The sequence below is a fragment of the Adonisia turfae CCMR0081 genome, assembly GCF_011009555.1.
Classification (GTDB): Bacteria; Cyanobacteriota; Cyanobacteriia; order Phormidesmidales; family Phormidesmidaceae; genus Leptothoe; species Leptothoe turfae.
Window position 1 is genome coordinate 3,694,617 of the sequence record NZ_QXHD01000004.1, and the last position, 16,635, is coordinate 3,711,251.

Here is a 16,635-nt window from a genome sequence, read left to right on the forward strand (position 1 = left end):
TTGACACATCACCCCGGTCACACGGCGCACACTCGTCTCGTTACTGGCCGCTGCCAGCACTAATGAAGTGGGCTCAGCATAGGGAATTAGGGTGAGCTTGCCGGACTTTAGATAGGGCAATAGCTTTTCATTTAAGGCCGTTGACGCCGCCACTGGGGTAGTCGAGAGGGGGCATACCCACGAGCCACCTGGATCCTCTACAATCTGACCGGCCACAGGCTGTAACTGTCGCTGTCGTCGACGGAACAGGCGTTGGCTTTTGGAAATGGCAAATTCTTCTCCATTCAGCGTGGTCAGATCGGCCTTGTGGCGCAGTAGGTCCCCATCGTCAGATGCGGGCAATGCCTGGGCGGTAAACTGGCCCCCCACCATTCGCTGGGGCTGCACCAAACACACATCTAATTTGAGCTTAAGGGCGGTCAAAGCAGCCATATAGGCAGCTGTTGAACCCCCAATCACCGCAATTGAACACTCATAACTGGCCCCATCCCAGGGGCGGGTTAAGGCATCATCGCTAAGCAGACCGTTTTTCTGATGCACCATAAATGTCTCACTCCTAGACCATTCCATCATGGATCAAGGTGGCAAAACTGGGCCAAATTTATCCGTAGTTTTTCATAAATCACCTGCTAACTAGGGACGTCAACACCCCAGACCATGGGCATGCCAACAGATGAATTGTTGAGGACAGCTAACATGCAGTAACCTCAGATCATTAAATCATCACCATCAGAACCATGTCTAAGAAGCCTCCTGTCATTGACATTGACCCGGCAACGCTGTTGTTTATTGGCTTTCTGTTGATATTGCTGCCCTTAATTTTTACGGGGTTTCTTGCCCAGTGAGGGCCTGATCTAAGGCGTGGTTGAACGCCGATCTCAGCTTATGGATAACATAGAGATCCTCACGGTCTAAGCGGGCAATACCATGCATGACATAGCTTTGATAGCGTTCTGGTAAACTCACCCGTGTCATTAGTTGCTGTAACAGTTGTTTAAGGCTGGCATATTCTGCAGCAGGCATCGGCTCACTATTCAGCCGTTGATCCGTAATCTGTACCTGGGTCTGCTCAGCTGACAGCACAAAGCTATACACCATTACGGCCTGGGCGAGATTCAAGGACGGCTGTAGCTGATGCTGGGGAATGGTTGTTAGCAGATCACAGGCTTCAATATCGGCAGACTTCAGTCCGGAGCGCTCCCCACCAAAAACAATGGCCACTCGATGCAGCCATTCTCCCTTTGCTTGCAGATGGGTGGGGAGGTCTCGCACGGAGGTGTAGTGGTGTTTTTCGTAGCGGTGGCGGGCGGTGGTTGCACAGGCAAAGTCGCAATCTGCGATCGCATCCCCCAGATTTTCATATACCTGAGCGGTTTTGAGCACATGCTGAGAGCCATGGGCCAGGGCAAAGGCCTTTTCACCCAGGTAATCGGCCTGGGGTCGTACTAAACGTAAAGCGTTGTAGCCCATGGTATGCATCGCACGGGCTGCTGCGCCAATATTTTCCGGTTCTTCGGGGTCGACAAGGACAAAGATGATTTCCATGGGAATTTATTATACGGGGCGAGGGCATCGCCCAATGTCGGGGCATTCCATGGAACGCCCCGACATTGGGGCCGATTGGATTATTTTGCCTCACCCAAATAGCTCTCGGCTTGGAGGTCAAACATTTCAGCATAGCGCCCTTGTTGGGCCATGAGCTGGTCGTGGGTGCCCACTTCGATGATTTGCCCCTGCTCTAACACAACAATGCGGTCAGCCATGCGCACGGTGGAAAACCGATGGCTGACCAGGAAGGTCATTTTGCCCTGGGTCAGCTGCCGAAAACGCTGGAAAAGATCATGCTCTGCGATCGCATCCACCGCCGCTGTCGGTTCATCTAAAATCAAAATCTGGGCATCACTCATAAATGCCCGCGCCAGACCAATTTTTTGCCACTGCCCCCCGGAAAGATCCACCCCCCCTGAAAACATTTTGCCAAGAATAGTGTGATAGCCCTCTTCTAGCCGCTCAATCACCTCGGTGGCACCAGCTCCCTGGGCGGCTTGAGCCACTAAATCAATATTCTGTCGCTGGGGCAAGTTACCAAATCCAATATTGTCTTGTACATTCAAGGCATAGCGTGCAAAGTCTTGAAACATAATGCCAATTTGACTACGCAGTTCGCTGAGAGAAAATGTTTGCAACGGAATATTATCAATGATAATTTGCCCTTGCTCAATGTCGTAAAGACGGGTCAGCAGTTTTAATAAGGTTGTCTTCCCAGAGCCATTCAGCCCCACCAGCGCAATACACTCCCCTGGGGCAACCGTCAGATTAATCCCCTGTAGTGTGGGCTGTTCTGCCCCTGGGTAGGTAAAGTACACATCCTGAAACCGCAACCCCTGTTCCATGGGTTTGGGAAAGGGGTTAGGGTGACGAGGACTGACCACCTGGGGAGAGATATCCAACAGTTCAAAATACTGTGACACGTAGAGATTGTATTCATAGAGGGTGGCAAGACTCAGGAGAGTGGACTCAATTAATCCCTGGGCCTGTTGAAATGCACCTGTGTATAGCGTGAGATCGCCCAGGGTCACCATCCCCTGTAGCGTTTTCCATAGCACTAAACCATAGGCTCCATAAAATCCAATAGCGCCCAGCAGTTCAGTGCTCAACTGGGCTAGCGACTGCTGCCGCGCCAACCGCCGTGACTCTTGATTAAATTCATGACGAATCGTGCGGTACTGCTCCACCATATGTTGTCCCAGGTTAAACAGCCGCACTTCTTTGACATACTGAGGAGCCGTGAGAATCTCGTAAAAGTAGTCTGACAGACGACGAGACGGTGTTTGGCGACGGTTCATCCAAAATCGCCGATAGGAGTAACGAATACCCACCCAGAAAGTCGGCAACACACTGAGTAACAACAGGCCCATCACACCAGAGCTAAACCGCAATAGTAATGCCAGCAGTCCCACCAACCGGGTAATGGAACCTAACAGCCGAGATAGTAGCTCCACGACCCGCAACGGATAGTTACTGCCACTTTGCTGCGCCCGATTTAGCACATCATGGAACTCAGGTGATTCATAATGGGCCAGGTCCAGGCGCATCGCCTGCTGCAACAGTTGCACATTGGCATGGAGCAAAAACTGATCGCTCAGCACTCGGCTCACATAGCTATTGAGTTTATTCAGCACTTCTTGCAACAGCAACAGACTAAATCCTGCTGTCACCAGGAACAATAGATAAGATGTAAAACCAGACGTATCACTGGCCAGCATCGACACCACTTGATCAACAATCAGCTTACTCACATAAAGCTGGGCCGTTGGTATTAACGCATTGACCAGAGTGATGCTAATACTGAGCATCAGCCAACCTGGAGACGCCGACCATACTAGCCGCACGAGCCGGGGGGTATTCCCTAGCAAGCTCAGGAAGTTTTGATAAGAACGTCGCAGTCGAGACAGAAAATTGTAAAAAGTAGAATGCACGGATAGCAAGAAGACGGTTTGAGTTTTAAAGGCTCAGTGTTGAGTCATCATTATCTACTTTTTATCTACTTTGCTCACACCCGTTACACCATCATCAACTCAAAATTCACAACTCTCCAACCTAAGCCTTCACCAATCCCAGCTTGATCGCCTTGACAATTGCCTGGGTTCGGCTACGCACTTTAAGCTTCTCAAAAATGGCCGTCAGATGGGCTTTCACTGTTGCAACAGTGATATATAACTGTTTTGCAATCGTCTCATTCGAGGCCCCTTGCACCAGCCAATGCAGCACATCCTGTTCTCGCTCTGTTAAGTGAATATCTTCAGACACTTGAGGCAGAGGGCTGGAAGTGGCATGAAATAACCGAAAAAAACCACTGGCTAACGCCGGATCAAGATACACTTCATCCTGCAGTACTGTTCGTATGGCTTCATAGAGCTGGCTGCCTAGCTTATCCTTGGCGACGTAACCCTTGGCTCCAGCCTGCATAGCTTGAAAGATCCATTTATCTTCTCGATGGGCCGACAGACTCAGTACGCGCGTATCTGCCCCCAAGGTTTTCAGCTGCCGTAATACTTCAATGCCAGTCCCCTGGTCTAACTCCATATCTAGCAGCGTGATGACAGGATTATGGGCCTCAACCATCTCAATGGCTTGCGCCACCGATGCAGCTTCTGCCACGACCTCAAACTTAGCAGGCCCATCGACATAAAACCCCAGCAAGGTACGCAAACCTTGCCTAAAGTCAACATTGTCATCAACTAATAAAACAGAAACAGCATCAGTCATTGAGAATGTACCTAATACTGAAAAACATATGAAGTGAGCCTTCAAAAAACAAGTAAGTTATGGGCGTGGCAGAAAAATCGAAAATTGAGCCCCTCCCTGGGGGAGAGTTTCAGCCCCAATACTACCCTGATGGTCCAAAATAATTTTCTTTGCGATCGCCAGTCCCAACCCAGTCCCCCCAGATCGTTGTGAGTAAAACGGTCTAAACAGCTCAGAGATATCCACATCTTCCAGACCAGGCCCCTGATCGCTGACAGTCACCAACACCGCCTCGTCAGCGATTTGCCAATCAACGGTAATAGTCCCGCCCGTATTACTAAAGTGCACGGCATTGTCAAGCAAGTTTTGCAAAACTTGTTCAAACTGCCAACCATCAACAACAACAGAAATAGATTGCCCAGGGCACACTATATTCAACTGCTTTTGCTCAATCTGCGGTTGCAATAAGGAGAGTGCATTTTTCAACAAGGTGAGTAAGTCATGGTCCCGTTTTTTCAGACACGCTTGTTTACCACAGTTGAGTAAGTCTACTAAATGGGCTAAAAGCGTCTCAGACGTTCGACGAATACAGTCCGCCTGAGCCTTTTGAGTTTCGTTTTCAGCGCCCAAAGCAAGGGTCTCTGCATAGAGTTGAATTAAAGAGAGGGGATTACGCAATTGATGGTCAGCCTGTTGCAATGTCTGCTCTAATAGCTGAATCTTTTCCTGCTGACGCAGGTTCTCTTGATACAAAATGAGATATTGCTGGAGTAGCTGCGCGTACTCCTTAATTAAGGTCTGCTGTGGATGGGAAATATGCTTTTCGGTCCACAACAGTAGATACTCACATTGAGTTTCTGTTTGACGCAAACCACACACATAGGCACAGGAATCACTTGAATTGAGTGATAGGGGCATCAGCTCTAAAAACGGCAAATTCTTAGTAATCCAGCGCTCTGGCTCAAGATACGACGTAATTTCGTTGTTTATCACATGATGGCGACGATAAGACATCATATCGCGCCTATTTTCAAGCTGATCCCAACGAACTAGCCAAACGTCTAAAGCTGATAACTTCTCGCTTAGGCGGTCAATTTGCGCTTGGCACAGCTGGCGAATGTCAGCAGATGCCAATTTTGACTGGTGGCTCGCTATTGAAGGAGGCGATGTATACATCCTGAATCCACTCCTACTTCACCTGGGAACTGTGGTGTTTATGCTGATCATGAATACCTGTGTCCTTATCTAGAATCAACATTTTTTTGTCAATATGCAAGCGTCTAAAGAAAATTTGGGTGTAAACACGCAGTCTTTCAAATTCATAAAAACATCCCCTCTCTCGCCCTTGAAATTCCTGATGGGTTGCCTTGTTTTTAACGTTTAACCTCCTTCGATTTTCAGGCTGAGATGCACTACGCAGCAGACTAGGCGTTATGGCTATTAGACCTTTGACCAATTGGCCCCAGGGCTGTCAAGACTTACGCTAATAACAAGCGCATTTCGTTGACATGTTCGCTATCGTAGACTCGCCATCTTTGCGTGAAGGGGCGAGTCTTTTTATTGCAATAGTGTCTTGCCACCTCTATTGCGGTAAATACGGTTGGTTTAAAAGAAATATGCATCCCACCACGCGCCTACGTAGGGAACTTGCCTAGTACATTTGGCTGATTTTAACTACGCCAAATGTATGAGATGAGAGAAGTCAAGTAAAGCTACCCATCGCAACCTAGACTTTCCCGTGTTGACACACCTGTAACTGGGTTCATCCCGTCAGCTCGTTCGCACAGGTACTTCACCTGGAATCGGTCCAGAATCGTATAGGAAAAGTCTGCCCCCGTAATCGTTGCGTCAGCAAATGTACTGCTGGTCATCAGGGCGTCAGTAACAACGGCATTGGTTAAATCAGACCCCGTAAACTCTACCCGGTCGGCAAAGGTTTCTGACAGGTTAGCGCCGGTTAGGTCAGTACGGATAAATTTTGCCTTGGTCAAAATGGTGGCACTGAGGTCTGCACCTCGAAAATTAGCGTCTCGCACCTCCGCTGCCGCTAAGGATGTACCCGCTAAATTGGCATTTTCGAAATTGCGCCCGGTGAGGTCGGTCAGGGTGTAGTTGACGACGCCAGGTTCTGCGATCGCAACCGATGGCAACGTCGTTAGTAGCAGTGAAATCGCAACGAGCATTCCGACTAGTTTGAGACTCAGCCACTGCCATCTAATCATCTGCAAGTACTCCCTGTCTGCGCCAAGTCTAATCATAGGCGAATTTAGGAAACCGCAGGTGGCCCACACCGACATTCAGCTAGCCTGCTTTTTCGACCGCAGGTGGCTCACACCGACATTCAGCTAGCCTGCTTTTTCGACCGCATTAACCATTCCCTCTTGCCATGAATTTGCCACCCCATAATGTTCCGTAGCTAGCGGATCAACCGCTGGCGGCAATGCAGTCTCTTGGGACCGAGCCAATATGTCCGGTTGACCAGGCAGCTTTAAGCTACCCTGCTGTAGATCGCCCCAAAGCATTTCTGACACTTGCTGAGCATCTCGGTTGAGGGTATCGGTGATCGCATCAATTTCCGTCAGGATCTGGGTAATCGTTTGGGCCGCAGTTGCCATCGCTTGCGAGTTGGCAATAGTTGCCTGTCTAGATTGGGTCAGATTGCTCGTCTGATGATGTAGCTTTTCTAAGGAGTGACGCTGGCGATCGTACGCCTTAAGATTGGCCACATCCGCAATCAGTTGAGCGATCAAGGCTTGAAACTGGGATTTGTCTGCCGACTGAGCTGACTGATTGACAGAGCCTGTCAGCGCCATAATCCGTTGATCTAGGATGTCAAATATCTGGTTTGCTTCCGATTCTGACGGCATACTCTCCAGATATCCCCCCAGGGTTTGAGCCAGGCTAAATAGGGCATCTAATCGTCTGTCTATAGACTGATACTGATTAGATTGCTCATCCAACTGCTGCTGCACCTTTTGAATCAACGCCTGTTGCTCACGCGCTTCTTCATCCACCTGCGCTGTGAATGCTAAAAATTTCTCAGTCAGTTGATCAGCATGAAAGTAGCTTTGGGTAATGGTTTCTTCATGACGACGAATCGTCTCCTGGTGCAGGTTGAGCTGGTTGAGAATGTTAAAGAAGGAAACCGATAGCTGCTCTAGCTCGTCTTTCTGAGCGATCGCAACTTCCTCCAGCAAATTTCCATGGGTACCCACAAACTGTTTGCCTTGCAGCAGGATGGGTTTGATCCGCTGGTTTAACTTTCTAATGGCCAGATAGACCACCACTGCCAGCAATAACACCATTAACCCAGTCGTCACAGCTGCAATGCGTAGAATCCGACCATAGATCGCTTTATAAGGCACAAAACCAAACAGTAACCAGTCCTGGCCAGGCACCGTAGCGTAGGCCCAGTAGCCAGAAGCGGTCTTCAAAAAGCTCGGTGCCTCTGTGTCAATCTGCGGCCAAATAGCCTCCAGCCCAGGAATAGTTTGGTAGGTTTGGGCTTCAGCCGTTGGGTTGGTGGGATCGGCAATCACCTGGCCTGACTGGGTAAGTAGCAAGAAATATCCGGCTTGTTGAAAGACCACATCATCTAGCAAATTCCCTAAATAGGCGCTGTCAATCTCCACCAGGCTAGTGCCCAACCAACGACCTTCAGAATTGAACAGAGGATAGTAGTAAGTCAGTAACCGATTTCGGTCCCCTTGATAAGGCTCCGTCCACACACTGGTCTGGGGTTCAAAATAATCGCGGTAGCGATCAGTGTCAGGGTAGAACTCGCCAACGTCATCGGCAAAGTCTTCGTAGCGGATAGCGTCTGGATCAAACGATGTCGACTCCGCAGACGTAATCGCTGAATAGTAGGGGAATAACCAGGGCTGCTCCTCCAGGATGCCATTTTTGCTCTGCCCTAGCCCCAAGCCAACCACAAACTCTGGGCGACGCTGAAACAGCTGCAGCACCAACTCGCGATAGGTATCAGGAAACTGTGCCCCTCTCTCATGCAGCGTAGTAGCGCTGACACCCAAACTATAGGCCAGCGTTTCAGCTGAATCTGTAACTGATGCGATCGCATTGACCTTACTATCAATACTGCTACGCACCTGGTCTTCTGCCTGACGTCTTAACATTTCACTAAAGAGAAATGCCATGCCCCCCATGCCAGCAAGGGCACCCAGCATGATCATCCAAAACAGACGACCACCAAACGAATTTAGTTTGAACCATCCTTTAGCCTTATCCACTAAAGTCGGCTGATAACTTTGGGGTGTACGTGGGAGTTCTTTAAACGGTGAAATTGACTGCTTAGACGTTGGCAATTTAAAGGAACACATATGCGTTGAATAACAAGTTCTATATAGATGAGGCTATAGAGCAGATCCAAGCCACAGAGCAAACCCTTGGCCATTCCCCATAGTAGTTCATAACTCTTGTAGATTGAGGTTCACTAGATCACCATATGTGTTAGAGAATGAGCGACTTCATCATATAAATAAATAAACCCGACAAAATACATTTAAATCAACAACTATATTCTGTCGGGGAACATGATGACTGCGATCGCCTTTGGGTCTTAATTTACACCTTCTACCCGTTTCAACAATGTTGTTGAGATCTGCTCAATATCTGACAACATGGGGGCAATCGACTGCAAGGAATCCACCACAGCACGAGACTCTGATATCGCCACCCCACTGGCCTGGGTAATATGTCCCATTTGTTTTTGTAGGTTATCTATAGACGGCCAGCGGCGTTCCAATGCTTTGAGCGTAACAATATTCTTCGTCAGTTGCTCTATCAGCGTATGTAACTGTTCGGACTGCTGTTCACTAGCCCCATGGCCCAGGACACGGGTCAAAGCACCAACCTGTTGTTCTACCAATGCTAATGTTTCTGTTGAATGGGTTGGTATCCGACGCAGTTCACTATTTAGTGCACGCCCCATGGTGTTAATGGCATCTACTTGAATATCAATTGTTTGGGAACTCTTAGCAATATCGGCCATCAGTTGTTGCAAATCACGCATCAGTATCTGTTGTTCACCCGCCAACCGATTCAAGAGGGCTGTGAATTCTGTAAACTGCGCAGAAACTTGAGTAGATCGGGACGTCTCTGTTTCAAGTTTGAGCGCATGGCGACGGATTGTTTCTTCATTTAAATTGAGCTGCTCTAGCATATTGAAAAAAGCGAGGGACAGCTGATTTAGATCATCTTGCCCGTCCCATTGAGCCAACAATGTAGCATCGGTCTTAGCCAGTTGATTGCACTGATTCAGAACGGGTCTGAGGCGACGGTTGAGGCTGCGAACTGCCAAGAAAATTGCTGTTGACAGCAGGGCCACCATGATCACTGTCGCTGCCAGGGTAATCAGAGCAATACGGTTAAATACGGCTGAGTAAGGGACATACCCCAACACTAACCAATCGTGCTCAGGAACAACCGCATACGCCCAGTATCCAGTTTCTCCTTCTAAGAAACCGGTCTCATTGAGGCTCATCTGCGGCCAGATAGCCGTTAACTCAGGAATATCCTGATAGGTTTTTAGATTGTTCTCAGGATTGGCCGGGTCGGCAACGATATTCCCCTCACGGGTCACCAATATAAAATGTCCCTGCTGACGAAAAACAGGCTGATTGAGAAGATTGCTTAAATACTGTCCGTCAATGTCCACCAGGGTTGTACCCAACCAGCGGCCATTACTGGCAAATAGGGGCACATAGTAGGTCAATAACTGGTTGGCAGCGTTTTCATAGGGTTCTGTCCAGACAGTCGTCTGGGGAACAAAGTAGTCTCGATACCGTTGGCTATTCGGATAAAACTCGCCCTCACCGTCGGCAAAGTCTTCATAGCGAATAGTTTGATTAAACGCAGGCTCGTTTTCTGAAGCATCCACCCAATAGTAGGGAAATAACCAGGACTGATCCACAATCAGTCCATTTTCTCGCTGCCCTAACCCAAGACCCACGATAAACTCTGGACGGCGCTCAAAGAGCTGTAGCGTCAGTTCCCGATAGGTATCTGCATACTGTGCCTGCCGCTCATGGAGCGTAGTCGCACTAATGCCCAGGCTATTGGCCAACGTTTCAGCGGCTGCGGTCACCGACGCGATCGCATTCACTTTACCATCCAGGGTACTCCGCACCTGATCCTCAGCCTGATACTTAATCATCTCACTAAAGAGAAATGCCATGCCGCCGATCCCCGTTAGGGCACCTACCATAATCATCCAAAACAGACGACCACCAAACGAATTTAATTGCAGCCATCCCATCAACGTTTGATTTAGGCTCTGCTGCTGTTTTGTGTGAATAGATATCTCGGAAGCAGCAGACGATCCAGCCTGTGTAGCACTCGATAATTCAGAAGGCATAATAATATAGGAAAATACAGGGAAAAAATCAGTAGGATTTAGTTCAAGAACTTCAGTCCAAGAACTTCGTTGTTAAAACTGTTTGGATGTAACGCTTCTCTATAAAGGCCTATGGGGGGCTTATCGGCCAAAAAGAGACAAAAACAACCATTTTCGCAGATTACTCACTCTGCAAATCAGCAAAAATAACACTTACGGTTATTACCTACTGGCACCATTGTTGATGGCAATCCGTTTATTTGTGAACGGCTTTGTAACAACTTCACCAGATAAATACTTGAGCTTCAAATAATTATTCAAAGTAAACCAGAAACTTTAAGAGAAACATCCGTAGTATAGAGATCCCCTAAAAATCTCATTGACATTCATCTATGGAACATTTTGTTATCATTGAGTGTCACTGAATCTATGCCAACGTGTAAGCCCTCCCCTTAAAGCTTCCATGAAGCCCACTTACCCCTATCAACCTTTTCTCCTACGCCTTTTACACGGCCTCACTGGGGCCTTCCTAGTGTTGGCAATCCTGACTGCTTTTTGGACCTATAACACGTACGATGGTCGTTGGGGCACGATTCCACTGCCAGCCTATAAAGCGATTGAAGGGATCCATGGCACCTTCGGACTTTATACACTCTTGATCTTTCCAGCATTTGTTTTCTACGCGTTTAACCGTGGAAAACATCGCCTGGTACAGCCCGAGGCATTAACAACGTTGACTCAGAAAATTGGTCAGCCTATTTGGTGGGTTAACCTCAGTCGCTTTGTCAATACGCTGACCCTGATAGCTCTCACATTTGCCCTATTTAGCGGCAAAATGATGGATGAAAAATGGCTGCCGAACGGAGAGCTGAAGCATTTTTGGTATTACGGTCATTTGGTATCGTGGGTCGTCATGGTGGTTGCGATCGCCATTCATCTTCTGATGAATGCAAAAGTTGGTGGCACGCCCTTTTTACTTTCCATGATGACGTGGAAATTTCGCCCCCAAGATAGTCCTCGACTTTGGAAAAATCACATCATCGCCTGGTGGAAAAATTTTCAACTTGATACCTGGCCAAATTGGAGGCATATACTCACCCATCGCCCCAAACTAGAACTCGCCATTTGGATCAGCCTCATTGCCGCTTGGCTAATTTCCATAGCTAAAGAACTTGTATAGGTGATAGATGGATTTAGAGGCAATAGACCACGCCTCTATTCCCTGGCCCCCACTCCCCACTCCCCCAAAAACCTAAGGCCATGCACAGATTTAATCTCTATCACACCTGATCTTTAAAGGTGCCTACGTAAAATGACCACAAAGGGATATACCCTAGATCTGGCTCTATTGCCGAGTAGACAGTCCCTATGGTTGGTTGGACCATAGTTGCCTACTGCTGAGCGTAGTGTAGGTCACATCCTTACCCAAGGGTCTAGTGACCCCATTAACTCAATAGATGTATTGTTAGGAGCAAAATTGTGGAACGCACTTTCATCATGATCAAGCCTGACGGTGTTCAACGTGGTTTGGTCGGCGACATCATCAGCCGCTTTGAAACTAAGGGATTTACCCTAGTAGGCATGAAGTTCATGGCCGTTTCCCGTGAACTGGCAGAAAAGCACTACGGCGTTCATAAAGAGCGTCCCTTTTTTGGCAGCCTGGTGGAATTTATCACCTCTAGCCCCGTAGTTGCTATGGTTTGGGAAGGTGAAGGTGTCGTTGGTTCTGCCCGCACCCTGATTGGTGCCACCAACCCCATTAGTTCTGCCCCTGGAACTATCCGTGGCGACTACGGCGTTACCATTGGCCGCAATATTATCCATGGTTCCGACGCCATCGAAACAGCTCAGACTGAGATCGCCCTATGGTTCTCCGACGAAGAGCTAGCCAATTGGGAATCCTGCGCTAAGAGCTGGATTTACGAGTAAATTATCTCAAAATCCCTCTCCCTAGGGAGAGGGATTTTGGGTGAGGGCTAACCCTACAAGCAAAGAAACCGTTTCTAGCGACCTCTTGACAAGCCTCACATCCGCCCAAACTGTACCCGCAGGTTATCGCGAGGGTGCGGCGTTGGCACCACCACCATGGATAAATCTTGATCAGGCAATAATTCCCAGCCATAGCCCCGCAGCAAATGCACTGCAAATAGCTTCATCTCCAAGCGGGCAAACTCCTTCCCAAGGCATTCACGAATCCCACCGCCAAACGGCACATAGCTGTACTTATTAGGCTGTTCCCCTTTAGCAAAGCGCTCCGGTCGAAAATCATCAGGAGCCTCATAATCTGTAGGATTCAGGTGCGTTTGATTAATTTCATAGAGCACCGTCCAACCTTTAGGAATTTGGTAACCATTAAACTCACAGGTTTTTAGCACCTTACGAAAACCACCGCCCACAGGAGGAATCAGCCGCAATACTTCCTGTAGTACCTGCTCTAGATAGGGCATTTGCTTTAAGACATCTAAGGTGATGGGCTGCTGAGGATCAAATGTCTGTTGCTCATCCCTTAATGCCGCCAAGACCTGAGGATGCTGCGCCACCAATAGGCAAAAAGAGGCAACAGCCGATGTCAGCGTTTCGTGGCCTGCAAATAAGAGCAGTAATACCTGGTCCTTAAGTTCATCTATGCTCAGGCTATGACCATCGTCATCTTTTGCTTGAACCAATAAGCTCAAAGCATCATTGCCCAAATGTTGGCTTTGTTGTCGTTTACGAATAATTTCTTCTAACAGTAGAAGTAATTGGGTACGAGCTTTTTTGGCTTTACCAAACCGAGTCCAGGGCAGTGTCAAAGGAATCGAAAATAAACCTGCACACCAGGTTTCAAATAAATGTCCTAGATCAGTTTGTGCCCCCTGATCTAAACCCACTAAAAGCTTACAGGCCACATCAAAGGTATAGTTACGCAGTTCTGGGTACCAGATCAGCGTAGTTGACTCCGCCCATTTTTCTGTATAGGCGTGAGTAATCGACTGGACCGTATCAATATAGCCAGACAGGGCTCTGGGCATAAACGCCTGGGCTAGTAGTTTGCGTCGATTTTGATGCTCGCCCCCCGTTTGCAATGCCAGGGATAGATTTCCTAATAACGCTTTTGTACTCGGCGGCCAGCTCACTACAAAATAGTTGTTCTCATTGGTTAGAATAAACTGATTGGCATCTGCTCCTTGAACAAATAATGTAGGGCTGCCTAACAGACGGGTTTTAAAGATCGGTCCATACTTTTTATGTTGTTTTTTACCATAGTTTGGATCGCGAAAAAAGCTTAACGTATCGCCAATTAGAGGCAGGCCAAAATCACCAGGGGGCAAGGGTAGGTTAGAAATAGTCTGACTCATGAAAAAGACATTTATTAAGATGCGTCTTCACTGTAACAAGTAAACTCCAGGTAAGCAGCAGATACAGGCCTTGACGCTCCCTTCGCTGTGATGATGCTCGATTGAGATGGGTATAAGGCGAGTGAACAGAAAGATTATGCTGACCTACTTACTTTTGATGGCCGATTTAATAATAGATAGTGGCCTTCATTCAACTCAATTTTTTCCAGCAGATACATGGCTTGTCGATAGTTTTGCTCAGCCGCCTCCGAGTGGTAAGTCATCTGATAGAGCCTGGCCGCGTAGCATAAATTAAGTACCGTCAAACAAACGGCTTCTTCACGGTGCTTCAGGGCAAGAGAGTTTTGCAGAATTTCTAGCGATGCTTGATGACATGCGATCGCAAACAAATACTGATGAGAAGCCGCATACACCTGCCCCATGTAGATTAAAGTAATCGCCTCATTCAATAAATCACCCATTGTCTGACAACGTTCAGACACCTGTTTTAGCAACTTTATGGCTAACCGATGACAATCTTGATGGTGATAGACCATGGCTACATTGGCGAGTGCTGGAATTGCAGCAATTTCATGTTGCAACTGCCAAACCGTTCGAATAGCTTCCATGCAAAACCATTTTCGACAATCAACATTACCTTGAGAGCCATGTAAGCCACCAATACAATTCAGCATCCTACCCATGTTGAGAATGTCATTTGTATTACGAAATGTAGCTAATGCTTTTTGGTAGTGGTTTAGTGCAATATCAAACTGTCCAAACAATCTATGTAAGGCACCTAACGTCCAATAACGGTAACCATAAATACACATACGGCAGCCCCTAGAGTCCCTGACCCAGCAATGTCTTTGGCTCTAAAGGTAGAAAGATCCCACCTATAAATCAAGTAATCTATCTGTGATATTGGCTGTACTTTTCAACCATGAATATTGCAGAAAAGTGCATAGAACATTCGCAATCACTCGCAAAGGTACAGTGTTATTTAGTTTTTACATTGGTGCCATAACTGACACCGATGGAGTCATCAAAATAGATGAGCATTTGGACTCTTCAGCTACTGGGGCAATTCCAGGTAAAGAATTATGCTGGCGTAATACAATCTTTCCGCACTCAAAAAACAACAAAACTGTTAGCTTTTTTAGTCTACTTCTATAAAACAAGACGTTCCCGCGAACAACTCGCTGAACTATGACAGTCAATGACATTTTTGGTCAGTCGCATTACACAAAACTGCATACAGGTTGGGCAACATCAGCAATGGTCTACTTACAGGAGTTTTATACAGTTTGAGGTAATCGTTCATAGTTTATGGGGTGACATCGATATGAGCACTTGGACAGTAAAGCTACTTGGAGAGTTTCAGATAAAAGACTCCACCAATGTTACAAAATCCTTGACAACACCTGAAGCCATCAGATTGCTAGCTTACCTTTTATACTTTCACCAGAAAACACATCCTTGTGTAAAGCTTGCAGAAATTTTGTGGCCTGATGTAAGCCTTGAGGAAAGAAGGCAGAGGCTACAAATAGCATTGAATGCCTTAAGCCAAGAGTTTTTTACTGCTAAAGAGCCAGTCATTATCTGTCAAGGAAATAAGCTCAAGTTGAATATTCGTCATTTTGATGTCGATATCTTAAACGTTAAAACACTCATTCAACAGGCCAATCATTGTAGTACGCCTCAGCAAAAATTAATTTATTTACAGCAAGTTATCCAGCAAGATTACGGTATCTTCCTAAGTCGGTTCGAAGATAATTGGATACTCTCAGAACGTCAACATCTACATACCCTATATTTAGCGGTCTTGCATCAACTGGTTAAAGTTTGTTTGCAGTTGAGGAAGCTTTCTGCAGCTACTGCTTATGCTCACCTGGCTGTTAGCACAGAGCCGTATAGCGAGCGTACACATCTTGATTTAATCAAGGTATATGTAGCCAGAGGATACTATGCTTCTGCTAAACAACAATATGAAGAACTGAAACACATCTTTAACCAAGAGTTGAAACGACCAGTCTCCAAGTTTTCTACAGACTTGGTGCAAAAAATAGGACTATATCAAACAACAGCAATGGTGACGCATTAATTAATGTAGCATGCTAATCTGTGTCCCAGAAATCACACATCTACATTTGTTTCGAAATCACCAACTGTTACCGTGGTGCCTAGGGATGTAGGTCCGTTAGATTTAGTCTTTTTACAAGATGTATCGTCTTTCTCATTTGGTCTTCATTGAGATAAATTTTGGGCATTACATAAACATGTAAGGACGCAGACTATTGGCTTTGCAGGTTTATGCAATCACGATGGCATATCTCTTCACAAGGAATGACTTAAAGTCTCCATATCTCTACATTTAAGGAGATTTATTGTGAACCTATAAACAGATAGGCAAAAAAAAATCTATCTACTGCTCTCAAAACAAAAAATATCATGGCTAGAATTCCATCTGATCCTCTCTTCTCAACTCAGTGGCATCTTCAGAACATAACCCCCGGATTACTTGACCTCAATGTAGTTGATGTCTGGGATGACTATACAGGCGCTGGAGTTGATGTCGCGGTTATTGATGATGCTGTGCAGCGATCGCATCCAGATTTAGATGAAAACTACTCCTAGTTCCAACTAAGTTTGTTTGGATATCATAAGGTCATCGAGTTTGGAGGCCAAGTATGATGGCCAAACGCAAGCAACGAGGGA

The 16,635-nt window shown here is 46.9% G+C and carries 14 protein-coding genes; 4 read left to right on the plus strand and 10 right to left on the minus strand.

Annotation, left to right across the window (positions count from 1 at the left end):
* From DXZ20_RS20075 to DXZ20_RS20110, 8 genes are all read right to left on the minus strand, one after another.
* Positions 1-543, minus strand: a 543-nt coding sequence (locus DXZ20_RS20075; protein ID WP_163703554.1) for an FAD-dependent oxidoreductase, incomplete at its 3' end; no start/stop codon positions are given.
* A 279-nt stretch (positions 544-822) separates the two neighbouring features.
* Positions 823-1,545, minus strand: a complete 723-nt coding sequence (locus DXZ20_RS20080) for an RNA methyltransferase (RefSeq protein WP_163700076.1) — start codon at positions 1,543-1,545, stop codon at positions 823-825.
* Between the two features lie 80 nt (positions 1,546-1,625).
* Entirely contained in the window at positions 1,626-3,479 is a 1,854-nt protein-coding gene (locus DXZ20_RS20085) for an ATP-binding cassette domain-containing protein (RefSeq protein WP_163700078.1), read from the minus strand.
* A gap of 121 nt (positions 3,480-3,600) precedes the next feature.
* Positions 3,601-4,269 (minus strand): response regulator, encoded by a 669-nt coding sequence (locus tag DXZ20_RS20090; RefSeq protein ID WP_163700080.1) that lies wholly within the window; start codon positions 4,267-4,269, stop codon positions 3,601-3,603.
* A 57-nt stretch (positions 4,270-4,326) separates the two neighbouring features.
* Positions 4,327-5,424: a sensor histidine kinase gene (locus DXZ20_RS20095; protein WP_163671346.1), complete on the minus strand. Its 1,098-nt coding sequence runs from the start codon at positions 5,422-5,424 to the stop codon at positions 4,327-4,329.
* 536 nt (positions 5,425-5,960) lie between these two features.
* Positions 5,961-6,470 (minus strand): pentapeptide repeat-containing protein, encoded by a 510-nt coding sequence (locus DXZ20_RS20100; protein ID WP_163671345.1) that lies wholly within the window; start codon positions 6,468-6,470, stop codon positions 5,961-5,963.
* A 123-nt stretch (positions 6,471-6,593) separates the two neighbouring features.
* Positions 6,594-8,585, minus strand: coding sequence for a cache domain-containing protein (locus DXZ20_RS20105; protein ID WP_163700082.1), 1,992 nt, complete (start codon positions 8,583-8,585; stop codon positions 6,594-6,596).
* Positions 8,586-8,824: 239 nt separating this feature from the next.
* A complete protein-coding gene (locus DXZ20_RS20110) occupies positions 8,825-10,621 on the minus strand; it encodes a cache domain-containing protein (RefSeq protein WP_163700084.1) in 1,797 nt (598 codons plus the stop codon).
* 442 nt (positions 10,622-11,063) lie between these two features.
* On the opposite strand from DXZ20_RS20110, the gene DXZ20_RS20115 reads away from it, so the two are divergent.
* Both DXZ20_RS20115 and ndk read left to right on the plus strand, forming a co-directional pair.
* A complete protein-coding gene (locus tag DXZ20_RS20115; RefSeq protein ID WP_163700086.1) occupies positions 11,064-11,780 on the plus strand; it encodes a cytochrome b/b6 domain-containing protein in 717 nt (238 codons plus the stop codon).
* A gap of 299 nt (positions 11,781-12,079) precedes the next feature.
* A complete protein-coding gene (ndk, locus tag DXZ20_RS20120) occupies positions 12,080-12,529 on the plus strand; it encodes a nucleoside-diphosphate kinase (RefSeq protein WP_163671341.1) in 450 nt (149 codons plus the stop codon).
* Positions 12,530-12,624: 95 nt separating this feature from the next.
* Here the strand turns inward: ndk and DXZ20_RS20125 are convergent, their stop codons facing one another.
* Complete coding sequence (locus DXZ20_RS20125) at positions 12,625-13,938, minus strand: cytochrome P450 (protein WP_250565238.1); 1,314 nt, start codon at positions 13,936-13,938, stop codon at positions 12,625-12,627.
* Between the two features lie 134 nt (positions 13,939-14,072).
* Positions 14,073-14,750, minus strand: coding sequence for a tetratricopeptide repeat protein (locus tag DXZ20_RS20130; RefSeq protein WP_163700088.1), 678 nt, complete (start codon positions 14,748-14,750; stop codon positions 14,073-14,075).
* Positions 14,751-15,262: 512 nt separating this feature from the next.
* Here DXZ20_RS20130 and DXZ20_RS20135 point away from each other — a divergent pair.
* Together DXZ20_RS20135 and DXZ20_RS20140 are read left to right on the plus strand one after the other, a co-directional pair.
* Complete coding sequence (locus DXZ20_RS20135) at positions 15,263-16,021, plus strand: AfsR/SARP family transcriptional regulator (RefSeq protein WP_163700091.1); 759 nt, start codon at positions 15,263-15,265, stop codon at positions 16,019-16,021.
* A gap of 347 nt (positions 16,022-16,368) precedes the next feature.
* Complete coding sequence (locus tag DXZ20_RS20140) at positions 16,369-16,554, plus strand: hypothetical protein (protein WP_163700093.1); 186 nt, start codon at positions 16,369-16,371, stop codon at positions 16,552-16,554.
* Positions 16,555-16,635 lie beyond the last annotated feature (81 nt).

Excerpts from the sequence above, each read along its gene's own strand:
- DXZ20_RS20115 (WP_163700086.1), top strand. The coding sequence starts at position 11,064 with ATGAAGCCCACTTACCCCTATCAACCTTTTCTCCTACGCCTTTTACAC.
- DXZ20_RS20125 (WP_250565238.1), bottom strand. The coding sequence starts at position 13,938 with ATGAGTCAGACTATTTCTAACCTACCCTTGCCCCCTGGTGATTTTGGC.
- DXZ20_RS20100 (WP_163671345.1), bottom strand. The coding sequence starts at position 6,470 with ATGATTAGATGGCAGTGGCTGAGTCTCAAACTAGTCGGAATGCTCGTT.
- DXZ20_RS20090 (WP_163700080.1), bottom strand. The coding sequence starts at position 4,269 with ATGACTGATGCTGTTTCTGTTTTATTAGTTGATGACAATGTTGACTTT.
- DXZ20_RS20105 (WP_163700082.1), bottom strand. The coding sequence starts at position 8,585 with ATGTGTTCCTTTAAATTGCCAACGTCTAAGCAGTCAATTTCACCGTTT.
- DXZ20_RS20140 (WP_163700093.1), top strand. The coding sequence starts at position 16,369 with ATGGCTAGAATTCCATCTGATCCTCTCTTCTCAACTCAGTGGCATCTT.
- DXZ20_RS20110 (WP_163700084.1), bottom strand. The coding sequence starts at position 10,621 with ATGCCTTCTGAATTATCGAGTGCTACACAGGCTGGATCGTCTGCTGCT.
- DXZ20_RS20095 (WP_163671346.1), bottom strand. The coding sequence starts at position 5,424 with ATGTATACATCGCCTCCTTCAATAGCGAGCCACCAGTCAAAATTGGCA.
- DXZ20_RS20080 (WP_163700076.1), bottom strand. The coding sequence starts at position 1,545 with ATGGAAATCATCTTTGTCCTTGTCGACCCCGAAGAACCGGAAAATATT.
- DXZ20_RS20130 (WP_163700088.1), bottom strand. The coding sequence starts at position 14,750 with ATGTGTATTTATGGTTACCGTTATTGGACGTTAGGTGCCTTACATAGA.
- DXZ20_RS20135 (WP_163700091.1), top strand. The coding sequence starts at position 15,263 with ATGAGCACTTGGACAGTAAAGCTACTTGGAGAGTTTCAGATAAAAGAC.